The organism is Shewanella sp. KX20019 (assembly GCF_016757755.1).
Taxonomy (GTDB): Bacteria; Pseudomonadota; Gammaproteobacteria; order Enterobacterales; family Shewanellaceae; genus Shewanella.
Genome location: NZ_CP068437.1, coordinates 2841074 through 2858141, shown reverse-complemented (window position 1 = coordinate 2858141; position 17068 = coordinate 2841074). Strand labels below are relative to the sequence as shown.

13 protein-coding genes are annotated in these 17068 nt (G+C 43.1%); 7 read left to right on the top strand and 6 right to left on the bottom strand.

Going from position 1 to position 17068, the window contains the following annotated elements; translation table 11 throughout:
- Position 1: 1 nt before the first annotated feature.
- From JK628_RS12515 to cmoA, 4 genes are read right to left on the bottom strand one after another with little or no spacing between them, the layout of a single operon-like run.
- A complete protein-coding gene (locus JK628_RS12515) occupies positions 2–1507 on the bottom strand; it encodes a UUP1 family membrane protein (RefSeq protein WP_202284887.1) in 1506 nt (501 codons plus the stop codon).
- 15 nt (positions 1508–1522) lie between these two features.
- Positions 1523–2275, bottom strand: a complete 753-nt coding sequence (locus JK628_RS12510; protein ID WP_202284886.1) for an ATP-dependent zinc protease family protein — start codon at positions 2273–2275, stop codon at positions 1523–1525.
- A 21-nt stretch (positions 2276–2296) separates the two neighbouring features.
- Positions 2297–3289 carry a tRNA 5-methoxyuridine(34)/uridine 5-oxyacetic acid(34) synthase CmoB gene (cmoB, locus tag JK628_RS12505; RefSeq protein ID WP_202284885.1) on the bottom strand — a complete coding sequence of 331 codons (993 nt, stop codon included), beginning with the start codon at positions 3287–3289 and terminating at the stop codon, positions 2297–2299.
- Complete coding sequence (cmoA, locus tag JK628_RS12500) at positions 3286–4017, bottom strand: carboxy-S-adenosyl-L-methionine synthase CmoA (protein WP_202284884.1); 732 nt, start codon at positions 4015–4017, stop codon at positions 3286–3288. The genes cmoB and cmoA overlap by 4 nt, the downstream gene beginning before the upstream one ends.
- Positions 4018–4168: 151 nt before the next feature.
- Between cmoA and JK628_RS12495 the strand changes: the two genes are divergently transcribed.
- The 7 genes from JK628_RS12495 (at position 4169) to JK628_RS12465 (ending at position 15542) form a co-directional block, all read left to right on the top strand.
- Positions 4169–6991, top strand: coding sequence for a transporter substrate-binding domain-containing protein (locus JK628_RS12495; RefSeq protein WP_237524009.1), 2823 nt, complete (start codon positions 4169–4171; stop codon positions 6989–6991).
- Positions 6992–7153: 162 nt separating this feature from the next.
- On the top strand, positions 7154–8935 hold the full coding sequence (gene aspS, locus JK628_RS12490) for an aspartate--tRNA ligase (RefSeq protein ID WP_202284883.1): 1782 nt from the start codon (positions 7154–7156) through the stop codon (positions 8933–8935).
- A 106-nt stretch (positions 8936–9041) separates the two neighbouring features.
- A complete protein-coding gene (locus tag JK628_RS12485; protein ID WP_202284882.1) occupies positions 9042–9785 on the top strand; it encodes a YebC/PmpR family DNA-binding transcriptional regulator in 744 nt (247 codons plus the stop codon).
- Positions 9786–9791: 6 nt separating this feature from the next.
- Positions 9792–10313, top strand: coding sequence for a crossover junction endodeoxyribonuclease RuvC (ruvC, locus tag JK628_RS12480; RefSeq protein ID WP_202284881.1), 522 nt, complete (start codon positions 9792–9794; stop codon positions 10311–10313).
- Positions 10310–10927 carry a Holliday junction branch migration protein RuvA gene (gene ruvA, locus JK628_RS12475; protein WP_202284880.1) on the top strand — a complete coding sequence of 206 codons (618 nt, stop codon included), beginning with the start codon at positions 10310–10312 and terminating at the stop codon, positions 10925–10927. The genes ruvC and ruvA overlap by 4 nt, the downstream gene beginning before the upstream one ends.
- 9 nt (positions 10928–10936) lie before the next feature.
- Positions 10937–11947: a Holliday junction branch migration DNA helicase RuvB gene (gene ruvB, locus JK628_RS12470; RefSeq protein WP_202284879.1), complete on the top strand. Its 1011-nt coding sequence runs from the start codon at positions 10937–10939 to the stop codon at positions 11945–11947.
- Positions 11948–13028: 1081 nt separating this feature from the next.
- The gene (locus tag JK628_RS12465) at positions 13029–15542 is read left to right on the top strand and encodes a TonB-dependent receptor (protein ID WP_202284878.1); all 2514 of its coding nucleotides are present in this window, start codon (positions 13029–13031) and stop codon (positions 15540–15542) included.
- A 99-nt stretch (positions 15543–15641) separates the two neighbouring features.
- On the opposite strand, the gene gloA is transcribed toward JK628_RS12465, so the two are convergent.
- Both gloA and nth read right to left on the bottom strand, forming a co-directional pair.
- Positions 15642–16052 (bottom strand): lactoylglutathione lyase, encoded by a 411-nt coding sequence (gene gloA, locus JK628_RS12460; protein WP_202284876.1) that lies wholly within the window; start codon positions 16050–16052, stop codon positions 15642–15644.
- Positions 16053–16390: 338 nt separating this feature from the next.
- Positions 16391–17032: an endonuclease III gene (gene nth / locus JK628_RS12455; protein ID WP_202284875.1), complete on the bottom strand. Its 642-nt coding sequence runs from the start codon at positions 17030–17032 to the stop codon at positions 16391–16393.
- Between the last annotated feature and the right edge of the window lie 36 nt (positions 17033–17068).

Here is a 17068-nt window from a genome sequence, read left to right as displayed (position 1 = left end):
ATTATTCTCCAGCCAAAGGCTTAAAGCGTTTCAGCTCAAGCAGGCGATAACCGGTATATTGTCCCATCAACAGCACAAGGGCCAAGATCACTAGATGAATACCAAGGAAGTTAAATACCCAATGTTGAACCCAAGTCGCACTCATGGCTAAGTAAGCCAATGTTGCTACAAATAGGCTACCACCACCTTGTATGACGACCTCTTTTGCACCTTCCTCTTCCCACAGAATAGACATTCTCTCAATTGTCCATGCCAAGATAATCATTGGGAAGAAAGTAATAGTGAGGCCTTCGCTTAAACCGAACTTATAAGATAACAGGGTAAATAGACCGATGATGCCTATCACCACGATAATCACCGCAGAGATCCGCGATATTAGCAATAGATTCAACTCGGACAGATATGAGCGGATCATCAAGCCAAATGCAACTATTAGCAAAAAGCCAACCAGACCAGTAAGAAGTGTGGTTTGGATAAAGGCGAGGGCGATGAGCACTGGCATAAACGTACCAGAGGTTTTAATGCCGATTAATACGCGTAAAAATACCACCATTAATACACCGATTGGGATAAGCAATATGCCTTTAAAAAGGCTTTGCTCTTCAAGCGGTAATTGATATAAGGAGAAATCGAGTGCATTGTCATTCTTCATTACATCAATTGCAGTCGCCAGAGCTGAACGAGTATCTTGTAGCATTGAAAAATTAACTTGTGAGTTAACGCCACCAATCACATCCAGAACAGATGTCCCTGAGCGATCCCAGAGTAATAGGTCATCTGGACGTCCTTGAGTACCCGATTTCGGGTCGAATAAGTGCCATTCACCATCATTATAGACCTCAACAAAAGTGGATAACTGTTGTCTACGACGCTGATCTTCAAGGAACAACCCACTGACTTCTCTCGCCGGGATGCTTTTGTTGTGCAGTATTCTAATGAATAGTTTACTGGGCGAGTTTCCAGCGAGCAGCAGCTCAATGTTTTGACTGCGCTCATTGGCATTTAGATCTTTATTAAGCTGTTGTGCAAACGAGAGGTTAGTGGCACTTTTTGCCCAAACCTCTTCGGTAGCCTGTGCCGCTGCAGCGCTTTCTGTCGCCGGCCACATATAGGGCGTCGGTGCAGCAGGTTCACTCTCTGCCAGTAGTTGCTCTTGCCCTGTTGGGATCAAGGTTACTTTATAATAGAGATCTTGCTGACCTGTGGCGCTACGGATAGACCATATAGCGCGGCGATCAAACCTATTATTGGTGATGGTTAAACCGTAGCCCGGTGATGTTGCGTTTTCGACTAAGATTTCATAAGCGGGATCTTCTGGTAAAGAGAAAGACACTTCTGACGGCTCGCCAGTACCCTGGAAGCTGACTTTTGCATCAACTGCCCAACTTTGAACTTGTTTGCCTGGTAAAAACGGTACGCTGTGTTCAATGCCGCGATAGACACTTGCCGTGATGCCTGCAATAAAGAGCATGACAACTAAAATATAAAAAGGCTTTCTAGAATGCATTATTTTTTATTCCTGTTATTTAGAAGCAGACGATGCACTACCGCCTTTTTTCTTTCCATGGATATAAGTTTGGCCAACATCTACCACGGCAATATCTTGCATAAACTTGCGGCCAAGCAACAGCGGGAACTCTAAGTGACTTCTGTCGCTTAAGTTAAGATCTGTCTCTGCTTTGTATTCACCAATCTCGAGATGTGCATGAATAACTGGACGCCTGTCGGTTTTATCATCTGACTCTTTAATTCGCACGAAGCGTTCGACTTTAGATTCAAACGTTTGTGCTGGTTGTTTAGCGCCGTTAGTTAGCACATCAAAGCGAACCCATTGGTTACCATCTCTTTCAAATAAAATGATATTACGAGCATCAATTGATGATGATTCAGCACCGGTATCGATGCGAGTGTTAAAGCTTGCTTTCATTTCATCGACATAGACATTTTCCACTGCACCCAGAATGAACTTACCTTGCAGCGGTGAAGGAGGGCACTGCTTTGGTGCTACAACGGGTACAACAGCTACTTTATCTTTCTTATTCAGCGTAGTAATTTTAGCGTCCAGCTGCTCTAGTTGAGCAGTTAATGTTGTCATACTGGCTGTTTGCATCTCTTTACAAGAGTCGATGGCATTTACAATATTAACTTGTTGTTGATTCAAACTGGCTTCTAGCGCAGTAGCATCCACGGGTATAGGCGCGTTGGCGTCTTTAGTTGCTGCGCAGCCGCTGATTGCGGTTGCAATGGCGGCGATACAAATTATCTGCTTTAACATAGTGCTTCCCATTACTATCGGCTAGATTAAATCTTTATTTGGTTGGTTCTTTGTGGCGATGATTGTCGCTCTCTTTGGTGCCGGATAACCTTCAACGGTAAGGCTAACATCATTAGGGTCTAAGTAATCGACTAATGATTCATTCGGCATCCAGCTAGTACTTCTTTGTTCTGCTAAAGAGGTCACATCAACATCAACACAACGTATATTGATGAAATCACTCTTTTTAAGCCAAAGCATAAGCGCTGCAACAGAAGGTAAGAACCAAACGTTATTCATTTTTCCGTAGCGATCTTCCGGTACCAGAACAGTATTCTCATCTCCATCGATGACTAAGGTTTCTAAAATAAGTTCTCCACCTGTACGTAACTGGTCTCTGAGTTGGATCAGATGATCGATAGGGGAGCGGCGATGATAGAGCACACCCATTGAAAAAACGGTATCGAAAGCATCTAGTGGTGGTAACTCTTCAATGCCTAAAGGCAGAAAATGGATAGGTTGGTCGTTACCTGCAATCCTTTTAACCGCTTCAAATTGACACATGAATAGCGGTGATGGGTCGATACCGACCACATGCTTAGCGCCATCGCCGAGCATACGCCACATGTGATAGCCGCTGCCACAACCTACATCAAGTACCGTTCTGTTGGCCAAAGGTGAAATATGTGGGGCTAAACGCTCCCATTTCCAATCTGAGCGCCATTCTGTATCTATTTCTACACCGTGAATCGAGTATGGGCCTTTCCGCCACGGTTTGAAGATGGCTAACAGGTTTTCAAGTTTCTCTTGTTCACCTGCCGATAGCTGGTTACCAGAGCCTATGGTGACACTGGTTTTAAAATCAACGCTATCGGGCGCTGGGTAATGCAATTTGTTAAGCACTTTTTCCCATTTAGGCAATGAACCATGCTTATGTTCTCGCTGCCACTCGCCAAGGATAGCCGGGAGGGTCTCTAACCAGTGCTGTAGGCTAGAGTCTGAAATTTGTTTGTAAAACGAGCTAAAACTTATCACTTAATTGCCACCATAGATGCAAAATTAAAACACTGGAACCAGACACTAAACTGGCTAAAACCCTGTTCTTTTATCCGTATTTCATGTTGCTGAAGCGTATCAGGCTTCATCACATGCTCGAGTGAACTTCTTTTTTGGCTTATCTCTAACTCACTGTAACCATTTGCTCTTTTGAAATCGAGATGTAAATCATCTAACGTTGATTGAATTTTAGGCTGTTCGAAATAAAGCTTCTCAGATAAAACTAAAAGTCCCCCTGGCAGTAAGCCTTCATAGATTTTTTTGAGCAAGCTTTCTCTATGCTCAGGCGCTAGAAACTGCATGGTGAAATTAAGTATAACTAAAGAGGCATTTTCTATCTCAATATCACGGATATCACCGCAGACCAACTTAACGGGGGTTTCGCTGACATAAGCTGAAAGGTTCTCTTTACAGCGTTCTATCATGGATTCACTATTATCTACTGCGATTATCTGACAATTACGACCTTCTACTCGACGTCTAATACTTAAGGTTGCGGCCCCTAAAGAACAGCCTAGATCGTACACCTTGCTGTTCGGTTTAGCATATTTTTGTGCTAAATCCCCAATAGTATTAATGATTTGGCCGTATCCTGGCACAGATCTACGGATCATGTCATTAAATACACCTGCCACTTTATCATCGAATTGAAAATCGCTGACTTGTTGGTACTGTTTTGCATATATGTCGTCTTGAGAAGGTTTCATGTGATCAAATCGTGGGAATTCAACCTCTCATTCTAGCTAAACATCTCTGCAACCAGCAAGACTAGTACTGGAAATTCCTCATAAAATTTTGTCTAATAGCCTTATTGATACAAATTGTTTACAGATGTTTGACCTTTTATAGGGATTGTCATTGAAATATAACGCTTACCTGCTGCTGGCTGTTTTGTCTGTCTTTTTTACAACTTCAGTCTCTTCTGCGGCCAAAAATGGCATGCCGCCATTAGTGATATCAATGAGCGATGACAGTTACCCGTTCCAATATGTCGATGAGAACGGCGTTGCTAATGGTCTCTTAGTCGATTTGTGGCGCCAATGGTCGCGTGTTAATCAACGAGATGTCGTATTTCAGCCTGCTAATTGGCAGCAATCATTAGACAGCGTGGGGCAGTCAATTGCCGATATCCACATTGGAATGGCTAGGACCCCAGAAAGACTTAATGTGTTTGATTTTTCACAATCGATATCAAAGGTAAATGGCTACCTCTATATCAATAAAGCATTGATGAATGTCAACACCTTGGCAAAGCTTATTCCCTATAAAATTGGAGTTGTTAAAGGCTCTGCCCATATTGAAATGTTGCTTGAAAAACAGCCCAAGCTAACTTTTAGTTATTACGATAATCGTCGGCAGTTACTCGATGCCGTAATTCAAAATGAGATATTTATTTTCGCAGGGCTTGAAGGATATCTGCGTGAGAGCAATATTAGCCAAAAAATCGTTATGTCGTTTCCGTTTAACCGCCGTATAGCGATCAGTAAATTTGCATTCTATCCAGCCGTTAAAAAAGGGGATGCGTCATTTTTAAAGTTGGTAATGCAGGGGTTCAGCTTAGTAGAGCAGGCTGAACGTAATAGAATTGAAAGAGAGTGGTTAGGTATACAAAGTAGCCAAAACGAAGTCGTTATTGCGATGCAGACTGGTGTCGAGCCCTATGCCGATATGGGGCCGAACGGTTTGCCACATGGGTTACTGGTTGATATTTGGAAGTTATGGTCGGATAAAACCGGCTTACCGATCCGCTTTATTGCTGGAGACATGAAACAAGCTATTGTGAATGTCGAGAGAGGTGTCGCTGATGTGCAGCTAGGTTACCCCGAAAGTGAATCTATGAAGTCAGGACTCAATCGAGCACACCTAATCTATCAAGTTAGCAGTAGACTGTTTTCCTATAAAACACCTTTTAAAACGGTAGATGAACTTAAGGGTAAAGTATTTGCCGTGGCACCGACATCGCCTTATCTAGCCGAATTAATTGAAGCTTTACCTGATTCAGATTTCTACTATGTTGCCAATGTACAAGAGATGATAGCGGCCACAGAATCTGGCAGAGTGGATGGGTTTATTGCGGCAGCGGCATGGACGCAACACTATTTATTATTAGAAGGCCGATGGCAAGACTTTCACCTGTTTAAACCACTTCATTTTAAAACGGATCTATATGCATTAAATCGAAGTAGTGATATAGATTTCTCTGAACGTATTGCTGCGGGATTCAATGCGATGACGTCGGCGGAACTCGCCGCGATAGAAACAAAGTGGATTCTAAATCCTGATGATAGAATTTATTCGGCGACTAAAGACCTCATCCTGCTGAACGCAAAGCAACGTGCGATGATAAAGGGAATGGGAGATATAAAAGTGGGGTTTGTGAATAATTGGGCCCCGATGGAATATTTAAGCGATGACGGCAATTACGCCGGGATTAATAGTGAGATATTCAAGATTATTTCGCAAGAGCTAGGGCTGAAACTGAATTACGTCGAATTCAGTGATTGGCAAGCGTTGCTTGATGCACTCCTTCGTGGTGATATCGATATGTCTGGTAGTATTGCACCCACCGAGCAGCGTCAACAACAATTGGCCTTTTCAAGGTCCTATTGGCCTGCACCATGGGGGCTTGTTACCTCGTTAGATAGCGTGAATGTATTTAGTTTAACGGAGCTTAAGGGGCTACGGCTTGCTGTAGTGGAGGGGTATCATATTATTACCAATCTAATACGTGAGTATCCAACATTGAAGTTGGTATTGGTGCCAGATAGCCGTGCAGGCCTTAATGCTGTTGATGAAGGTCGGGCTGATGTTTTTATCGATAAAGTGGTCAATCTAAGTGCTGGTCTGAAAAAGGGGCAATTTTCTCAGCTAAAAATGTCTATGTTGGTCGACTTTGCTGAGCAGCGAAGCCATATCGGTGTCAATAAGAGCAAACAGCTTTTGTTACCCTATATTAATAGCGTTATTGCCAATATTGATCGCTCTCAGCAGCAAAAAATCCATCAAAAATGGGTATCACAAACGATAGAGTTTGGTCGCGAGGATTTTGAAAACAGATTGCGGTTAAGTATAATCGTTTTTTGTGTACTGGCTGTACTGATAATTATGGCCCTGTTGGCAAATAGGCGTTTACGTAGAGAAGTGGCGTTAAGAATTGAGGCTGAAAATAAAATGGCCCAGTTTGCTAAGCATGACAGCTTAACCAAGTTGCCTAATCGCTCGATGATAGAGGAACGACTGGAGCAGGCTATATTGACCCATAGTCGAGAAATGTCACAGTTTGCAGTTATTTTTGTTGATCTTGATGGTTTTAAAGCCATTAATGATGAGTTCGGTCATCATGTTGGTGACGATTACCTTATTGCTGTTAGCGAAGCATTAACCGGTGCAGTTAGGCGTTCAGATACAGTAGGTCGATTAGGGGGAGATGAGTTCATCGTCATTCTTAATCAAGTCGATTCGATATCAGCAGTTGATGAGGTAGCAGAACTGCTGCTACAGCGTTTGTCGAGCCCCTTTGTTATTGATGAACTGTCATTATCAGCTTCTGCCAGTATGGGCATCGCGTTGTACCCCGCAGATGGTGATAGTGTTGATACGTTATTAAAAACAGCAGATAGACATATGTACCGCGCTAAAAATGCTGGCGGAAAATCATCCAGAAATTCGCTGCAACAGTAACATTAGGCTAAATCTATTCATTTTTTTTGGAAATTGGCTGATACTTAACCGACTAGTCGATAAGTTATTTGGAAAACGGCAATATATCTCTATAATGCCGCTTTTGTCTTGTTTTGAACCAGATCCTCAAACATCGCTTTGCGGAATAAAGGAAAGAGTTAAATGCGCAGTCATTATTGTGGAGACGTTAATAAGTCTCACGTTGGTCAAGAAGTAACCCTAGTGGGTTGGGTTAATCGTAGCCGAGATTTAGGCGGCGTTGTTTTTCTCGATCTGCGTGATAGAGAAGGCATTGTTCAAGTTGTATACGATCCAGATCTTCCAGAAGTTTTTGAGGTGGCGAGTACTTTACGCAGTGAATTCTGTGTGCAAATCAAAGGCCAAGTTAGAGCTAGACCCGATAGCCAGATTAACGCTGATATGCGTACCGGTGAAATCGAGATCTTAGGACTAGGGCTAACCGTCCTAAACAGTGCAGCTCCGCTACCGATTAACATGGACAAGAACCAGCATAATACTGAAGAGCAGCGCTTAAAGTATCGCTATTTAGACTTACGTCGCCCTGAAATGGCAGAACGTATCATTTTCCGTTCTAAAGTGACCAGTGCTGTTAGACGTTTTCTTGATGGTAACGGTTTCTTAGATATTGAAACGCCAATTCTAACAAAAGCGACACCAGAAGGTGCACGTGATTATTTAGTACCAAGTCGTACTTATAAAGGTCAGTTCTTCGCCTTGCCACAATCTCCGCAACTATTTAAACAGTTGTTGATGATGTCTGGGTTTGACCGTTACTACCAGATCGTTAAGTGCTTCCGTGATGAAGACTTACGTGCTGACCGTCAGCCAGAATTTACTCAGATAGATATTGAAACTTCATTTATGTCTTCAGATCAAGTGATGGCAAAAACCGAAGAGATGACTCGCGGTCTGTTTAAAGAACTGTTAAATGTCGATTTGGGTGAATTCCCTAAAATGACCTTTGCAGAAGCGATGCGTCGTTACGGCTCTGATAAGCCTGATCTGCGTAACCCCCTAGAGTTGATTGACGTCGCCGACCTAGTAAAGGATGTTGAGTTTGCGGTATTTAATGGACCAGCAAATGATCCTGAAGGGCGAGTTGCCGTTCTAAGCATCCCAGGTGGAGCAAAGCTTTCTCGCAAGCAGTTAGATGAGTACGCCAAGTACGCGACTATCTATGGCGCTAAAGGCTTAGCCTGGATGAAGGTTAAAGAACTTGAAAAAGGCATGGAAGGTATTCAATCTCCAGTGCTTAAGTTCTTGAGTGAAGATGTTGTTAAAGCATTGCTTGAGCGCACTGGCGCAAAAGATGGTGACTTAATTCTATTTGGCGCAGATAAAGCGAACATCGTTGCTGAAGCTATGGGCGCACTTCGTCTAAAAGCCGGTGAAGACTTTGAATTGCTACAAGGCGATTGGAAACCTCTTTGGGTTGTTGATTTCCCAATGTTCGAACGTACTTCAGATGGTGGCTTGCATGCGATGCATCATCCATTTACCGCGCCTAGCAACATGACACCTGCTGAACTTGAAGCTAATCCAACGGAAGCTATTTCAGATGCCTACGATATGGTATTGAATGGTTGTGAGTTAGGTGGTGGTTCAGTCCGTATTCACAATAGCGAAATGCAGTCAGCGGTATTTAGAATTCTAGGTATTAATGATGAAGAAGCAAACGAAAAGTTTGGTTTCTTACTCGAAGCGCTACGATATGGTACACCTCCACACGCAGGTTTAGCGTTTGGTTTAGATCGCATCATTATGCTAATGACGGGCACAAGCTCAATTCGTGATGTTATGGCGTTCCCTAAGACAACGACGGCAGCGTGTCCATTAACAAATGCGCCAGGTTTTGCCAATCCAGTGCAGTTAGTTGAATTGGGTATTCAGGTCATCGTGGACGACACCAAAGACGAGCAGTAAGCACTGCTAAAAAGAGCCGAGTGTAGACTCGGCTTTTTTTTCGAATAATTTTGGTAAATCATGGCTCAATGTTTATTCATTAATGAATCGAATGTAGGAGAAAGAGATGGCAGGTCATAGTAAATGGGACAATATTAAGCACCGTAAAGCAGCGCAAGATGCAAAGCGTGGCAAGCTTTTTACTAAATTCATTCGTGAGCTTACTGTTGCCGCAAGAGAAGGTGGCTCAGATCCAGACGCTAATCCAAGATTACGTGCAGCCATTGATAAGTCACTTTCAAATAACATGACTCGCGACACCGTTGAGCGTGCAATAAAGCGCGGCGCCGGTGAGTTAGACGGGCAGGTATTAGAAACTATCATTTACGAAGGTTATGGTCCTGGTGGTACTGCGGTATTAGTTGAAACTATGACCGATAACAAAAACCGCACGGTTTCAGGTGTCAGAAACGCATTTAGTAAGTCAGGTGGCAACTTAGGAACTGATGGTTCAGTCTCTTATTTATTTGATAAGAAGGGCATTATTTCTTATCAAGAGGTTGATGAAGATACCGTAATGGACGCAGCCCTTGAAGCGGGTGCAGATGATGTTGTGGCTCATGATGATGGTTCAGTCGATGTATTTACCACCCCAGAGGATTTTGGTGCGGTAAAAGATGCATTGGATGCGACTGGCCTTGAGGCGGTTAATGCTGAAGTCACCATGTTGCCATCAACCAAAGCGGAACTCGATGCGAGTACGGCTCCTAAATTTTTACGTTTAATCGATAATCTTGAAGATCATGATGACGTACAAGAGGTTTATCACAATGGTGATATTTCTGACGATGTCATGGCGGGGCTAGAATAAGCTTATATGGCGATAATTTTAGGGGTTGACCCAGGCTCTAGGATCACAGGTTACGGAGTGATTAACTGTGTGGGCCGGCAACAGGTTTACGTCGGTAGTGGTTGTATAAGAACCAGTTCAGATGAGTTGCCACTGCGGCTTAAACAAATTTTTGATGGGTTATCTGAAATTATCAGGCAGTACCAACCTGATGAATTTGCAATCGAGCGTGTTTTCATGGCCAAAAATGCCGATTCTGCGCTTAAGTTGGGTCAGGCTCGAGGCGCTGCCATAGTCGCCGCAACCGCCGCTAATTTGCCAGTAGCAGAATACAGTGCGACCCAAATAAAAAGTGCTGTTGTTGGCACTGGCAGAGCACAAAAATCGCAAGTACAGCATATGATCCAACAACTTTTAAAGTTGCCGAGTGCCCCTCAAGCCGATGCCGCTGACGCATTAGGTGTTGCAGTATGTCATTATCATACTAATCAAAGCTTGGCGGCCATGGGCGGCAAGGCAAACTCAAGAACATACGGAAGATATAAATGATTGGTCGTATACGTGGTCTACTTGTCGAAAAACAAGCACCTGAAGTGCTTATTGATGTTGCTGGTGTTGGTTATGAAATTCAAATGCCATTGACCAGCTTTTACGAGTTACCCGATATTGGTCTAGAGGCCGTTATCTTTACCCATTTTGTTGTTAGAGAAGATGCACAGCTACTGTATGGTTTTATCTCTAAACAGGAGCGAGCTTTATTTAGATTACTGATTAAAACCAATGGCGTTGGACCAAAACTCGCGCTCACAATTCTATCTGGTATGACCGCGGCTGAGTTTGTTGCTTGTGTAGAACGAGATGATATTGCGACTTTAGTTAAATTGCCGGGGGTTGGTAAGAAAACCGCAGAACGTTTGTTGGTCGAGATGCGTGATAAACTCAAGAGCCTAATGGAAGCCTCGGCTGGTTCTGAAAGAGAGTTTATGTTGCAATCAAATTACACGGCTCCTGTTGTTGCTAATACCGCAGAAGAGGACGCAATAGGCGCATTGTTGTCACTTGGATACAAACCTGCGCAAGCAAGTAAAGCCGTTTCAGCTGTGTATGTTGATGGTATAGACTCCGAATCGTTGATTAAATCAGCGCTTAAATCGATGCTTTAAGGATAACTGATGATTGAAGCTGACCGCCTAATACAACCACAAGTTATCGAACCACAAGAAGTCATCGATAGGGCGATGCGTCCTAAGCTATTGGACGAGTATACCGGCCAAGATGATACTCGAGCGCAGTTAAAAATCTTTATCGAAGCGGCGCAAAAGCGCGGTGAAGCGTTAGATCATATGTTGATTTATGGCCCTCCAGGGCTAGGTAAAACAACATTAGCAATGATTGTTGCCAATGAAATGGGCGTTAACATAAAGTCGACCTCTGGGCCTGTCCTCGAAAAGGCCGGTGACTTAGCGGCCTTGTTGACTAACCTTGAAGAGAACGATGTTTTGTTTATCGATGAGATCCATCGATTAAGCCCGGTAGTGGAAGAGATTTTGTATCCTGCGATGGAGGATTACCAATTAGATATCATGATTGGTGAAGGTCCTGCTGCGCGATCTATTAAGTTGGATCTGCCCGCATTTACATTAGTTGGAGCAACAACCAGAGCAGGCTCATTAACCTCTCCGTTACGTGCTCGATTTGGGATCCCCTTAAGACTTGAGTTTTATAACGTAAAAGACCTGTCAACGATTGTTGTTCGCTCAGCAAAAGTAATGGCACTAGAGATCGATGAAGAGGGCGCTATCGAGATAGCTAAGCGCTCACGTGGAACCCCAAGAATTGCTAATCGTTTATTACGTCGTGTGCGTGATTTTGCCGAAGTTAAACATAGTGGTGATGTGACTAAGGTCGTTGCTGAGCTCGCTCTGGACATGCTCGATGTCGATGGCGAAGGTTTCGATTATATGGATAGGAAGCTATTGCTCGCTATTATCGACAAATTTATGGGTGGCCCCGTAGGACTTGATAACTTAGCGGCCGCTATTGGTGAAGAGCGTGAAACTATTGAAGATGTATTAGAACCTTTCTTAATTCAACAAGGCTTCATACAAAGAACACCACGTGGACGCATTGCAACACAAAGAGCCTATAACCATTTTAATCTAATCCAACCAGAATCCAAGTAAGCACTCTGTTTACTTAGTTGACGAGCAATCGCCTTGCAATTGCCCGTCAACTTATCGATATGTACTTCGACTTTTCCTCATCTACGCTCGGCTTTTTACTGTAATGACTTCGGCTGGTTGTTTTTTCATCGATTTTAAGTGTGTCTAAACTGACTGTTGGAAAGCTCTTGCACAGACTCACTCAGTCCCCTGTCGGTAGCGACACGTTGTTTAAAACTTTAATGCAAGCAAGTGAATGGTAAACAGGCCAAATTACCATTTTTTGATGAAATGATGGGTGAAATTGAAGTGAGTACAATGCCTGCCTAAGCCAATAAGATTATCTATTAAAATATGCTGAGATCTATAGATGTGGCGATTTTAAGCTGATTTCGGTTTGAAATTGATACAAGGAGAGTATTAGTTAAACGATCTAAGTTAGTTGTTAGTACTCCGCATTCCTGCTGAGTTCTTGCCATTAATGACTATTTTATCATTTTAATAGTGTTTATATTGCAGTTCTAAAGTCTATCTATCCAAAATATCTGAATATTTATGCCAAACGTGAAGTGTTACCTTAACGCCTGAAAATAATAACAGCTGTTGTTGGTATGTAAATTGTATTAGGTGTTTCTTTTCGGGTATGTTGCAGATTTTAACGGTTGAGGCTCGTAATGCTGTTTTAATTCTGAACACTTTCTTACCGACGAGTCCATATTTTCGTAAAAAAACATGAGCCAACTCTAATTGTTGCCCCTTTCTGAGTCACGATTACTAAAATTCCGGTAGGAAAAATGTGACGCGTGTCACAGTATGGTTGTTTGTCTCGGTTAATGAGATGTTGCGTTGCTGGTGGGTTTTTATGCTTTTTATTGTGAGTTTGGCAGGTTATTGTATCGCTCTTGGCGGTCGATGCTTGTTTAAAAAATCCCACGCATGACGTCGCGTTACTTTATTTGCCATGTAATTTAACAACGCAAAGTGAATGGTTAACGGTTTGGTGGATTGACGCCATAAACGTGAAATTGCAGTATCCCTAACAACGTCAGTGATAACAAATGACGTGCATATAAAAATAATTAAGTTAGGGAGTACGACATAAATGAATAGACCATCTAAATTGGCCTCAGCAATAAAGTTCGGATTAATCGCATCCGTTTCAACATCTGCAATTACAGTTTCAACTGCCGCATACGCAGAAGAGGAAGCTAAAGTAGAACGCATTGCTGTTACCGGCTCCCGTATTCAACGTCAAGATATGGAAACAGCTTCTCCAGTAACGGTTATTGATGCTGCAACCATTAAAGCAGAAGGTTTCACCTCTGTAGACCAGTTGCTACAAGCACAAACTTCTATGGCTGGCGCAGCGGTTGGTTCTAGCACTAACAATGGTGCAGACGGTGTTGCTCAGGTAGACCTTCGCGGTATGGGCTCTCAGCGTACGCTAGTATTGCTAAACGGCCGCCGTATGGTTAACTCAGGTTCAGGTGCGGATAGCGCTGTGGATCTTAACTCTATTCCTGTTGCAATGATTGCACGTGTAGAGATCCTAAAAGATGGTGCATCAGCGGTATATGGCTCAGACGCTATTGCTGGTGTTGTTAACATCATCACTAAGAAAGATTTTGAAGGCTTCCAGATTGATGTTACTGGTGGCATGACTGATAAGAGCGACGGTGAAAACGGCGAAATCAGTGCGCTATACGGCTTTAATACTGATACGGGTAACTATACATTTGGCGCCGCTTTCTCAGAGCGACGCAGTGTGATTCAATCAGATCGTGACTTTACTGATCCAGGTGCTAGCTCTTTCATTCCAAACGGCTCGTTGGGCGGCCAAGTGAAAGATGAGAATGGTAATTGGGTAGATCGCGAAGAGAGCTATGATTACACTCAAGATAGCTACTATCAAACACCTAGTAAGCGCTACAGCTTGTTCGCTAATATGACGCAAGAGCTTGGCGATGATCTAGTGTTAACAGGTGATATTCTTTACACTAAGCGTAAATCCAATCAGCAGATGGCAGCGCAACCGGCTAACCTCATGCTTGATGTATGTGAAGCAGGTGATGACCCAGCGACCTGTTTAGAGCTTGATCAAGATATGATTGATGGTGGTATTGTTGCCGATGAGAATGGCCAAGTAAACTACCGCAAACGTATGAACGATGTAGGCCCTCGTATCTATACGCAAGATACAGACACTATGCGTATTTCTGCAGCCCTTGCCGGTACCGCTGATATTAATACCGGTATGGACTGGGATATTGCCTACACTTACGGTAAAAACAAAGCTGAGACTGCGGTTGAGAACTCAATCAATGGCACTTCTATGGCTAATGCGATTTATGCAGACCAAGATCCTTGGTTAACAGGCCAACCAATAACTGACCAAGATGTGCTTAATAGCGTTGCGTACACCGAGGATGCAGACGGTGGTAATGAACAACATGTATTCTCAGCAGGCTTAACAGGTGAACTGTTTGACCTTGATGCTGGAGCTGTCGCATTTGCGATGGGGGCTGAGTACCGCTACGAAAGTGGTTACTACAATCCAGACCCAGTTGTGGTTGCAGGCGAAAGTACTTCGGCACAACAAGATCCAACCGATGGTAATTACAGCGTAATTTCTGTATTCCAGGAAGTCAGCGTACCGTTTACCGATAAGTTAACTGGTGAGTTCGCACTGCGTTTTGATGATTACTCTACATTTGGTAACGCATCAACATGGAAGATTGGTCTAACCTATGAAGCAACTGATGATCTTATGATCCGTACTGTTGCAGCAACAGGTTTCAGAGCCCCTAGTATCAGTGAGCTATATGCTGGTAACTCAGGTTCATACGATTACCTTGAAGATCCATGGGGTAATGAGCAAGATGCGCAAATCCTAGTCAACCGTACCTCGGATGAAAACCTTAAGCCTGAAGAGTCAGAGTCTTATACTGCTGGTTTAGTCTATTCTCCAAGCTACATAGATGGCATGTCACTAACGGTTGACTACTGGCGCTTTAAAGTTAAAAACGCAATTGCCCGTATGGATACTCAAAATGGTTTACAGAACTGTTATGACGGCGACCAATCAGCATGTGAAGCGTTTAACATCGGTCCAAACGGTGATTTAACTAACCTAACGAGTACACTGACTAACGTTGGTTACCAAGACACAAGTGGTATTGATTTTAACTTAGCCTATAGCTTTGAAGCATTGAACCTAGATTGGACTATCGCTAATGACACCACCTATTTGCTGAACTTTGAGCAAGATGGTGTTGATTACACTAACACCATCGATGGTAACTTCGGTGCATATGCTGAAATGCGTAACAACTTCAGTATTAAAGCCGGTCAAGATGATTGGAGCGTAATGTACTTCAACCGTTATATCGGTGAGATGGATGACTTAGGCGCAGGCACTAAGGTTGACTCTGTTCTTTATCACAATGTTTCGGCGAGCTACTTCATCAATGATACTTGGATGGTGACTGGTGGCGTTAAGAACTTAACTGATGAGTTACCTTCAACTGTTTCTAATGGCAGTGATGGTGGCACAGTACCGGAAGTTTACGACACAGTTGGTCGTCAATACTATGCTGGTGTAACGGTCAAGTTCTAAGCTAAAGACTAATGCTAAGAGCTAGTTCTAAAAGCTAAAAAAGCGCCGCAAGGCGCTTTTTTTTGATCTTTGGAAAAGGATAAGTTGCAACGGAGAGCGTTAACCAAGCCCCTTCTGCGATGAACTCATCTGTATTAATTCAATTTTGTAGCCGTCAGGGTCTTCAACAAAAGCTATTTCAGTGCTGCCACCGGCGACGGGGCCAGCTGGACGTATCACTTTACCGCCAGCGTTTGCTATTGCATCACAACGGGCATAGATGTCCTCTTCGCCAATGGCGATATGGCCAAATGCATCCCCTATATCGTAGGTTTCAGTGCCCCAGTTATAGGTTAATTCAATCACTGCGCTGCCTGTCGACTCTTCAGCATAGCCTACAAATGCTAGGGTATATTTATATTCACTATTTTCGCTTTTACGTAACAATTTCATACCCATAACCTGAGTATAAAATTCAATGCTGCGCTCTAGATTGCCTACGCGAAGCATTGTGTGAAGTAGTTGTGCCATTGTTATTCCTAGGGTTAAGGTTCTTTATGTAGCCATTATATCGCTTATTATTAAGTACTAAGAAGGTGATTGAATACTTTTTGTAAATATTGAGTGAGATCAACTTATTTAGTCTGTATCTAGATCACATAATGCCTAAATTAGCCTGAGAAAGTCTCATTTTTCTTATAATATGAATTAACTTATTTGAGGAGTTATCGATGCAAACTGAACTAAAAATGTCGCTGGGACTTAGCGCTATTATTGCCGTTGTTCTGTCAATTTTCTTTATCTGTATGTTCTAAAAAAAAGCCGCATTAGCGGCTTTTTTATTGCAGTATTAGTCTTCAACTCGGCGTTTACTCTTCGGGGTAAACCTTGTCTTTAAATTCACACAAGTCTTCAATCATACAGCTGCCACAGCGAGGCTTTCGGGCGATGCAAGTGTAGCGCCCGTGTAATATTAACCAGTGATGGACATCCACTTTAAACTCGGCAGGGACCACTTTTAGCAGTTTCTTCTCGACTTCAACCACGTTCTTACCCATCGCAAACTTAGTGCGATTTGACACTCTATCAATATGAGTGTCTACAGCGATGGTGGGCCAGCCGAATGCAGTATTGAGCACTACGTTAGCTGTTTTTCGACCAACGCCCGGTAGCGCTTCTAATGCCTCTCTATTTTCTGGCACTACACCATCATATTGCTCGACTAAGATCTCACAAGCTCGGACCACATTGATAGCTTTGTTGTTGTATAAGCCAATTGTCTTAATGTACTGCTTTAATCCATCGACCCCTAGTGCTGCAATACTATGGGCAGTGTTTGCCACAGGAAAGAGCTTATCGGTTGCTTTGTTTACGCTAACATCGGTGGCTTGAGCCGACAAGGTTACCGCAACAAGTAACTCAAATGGACTGGTGAAATTAAGTTCAGTTTCAGGGTGAGGGTTGTTGTCTCTAAGGCGCTCTAAAATAAGGCGGCGTTTTTCTGTATTCATATGCCAGTATCCATCAGATGTTGTTATTATTTCTAG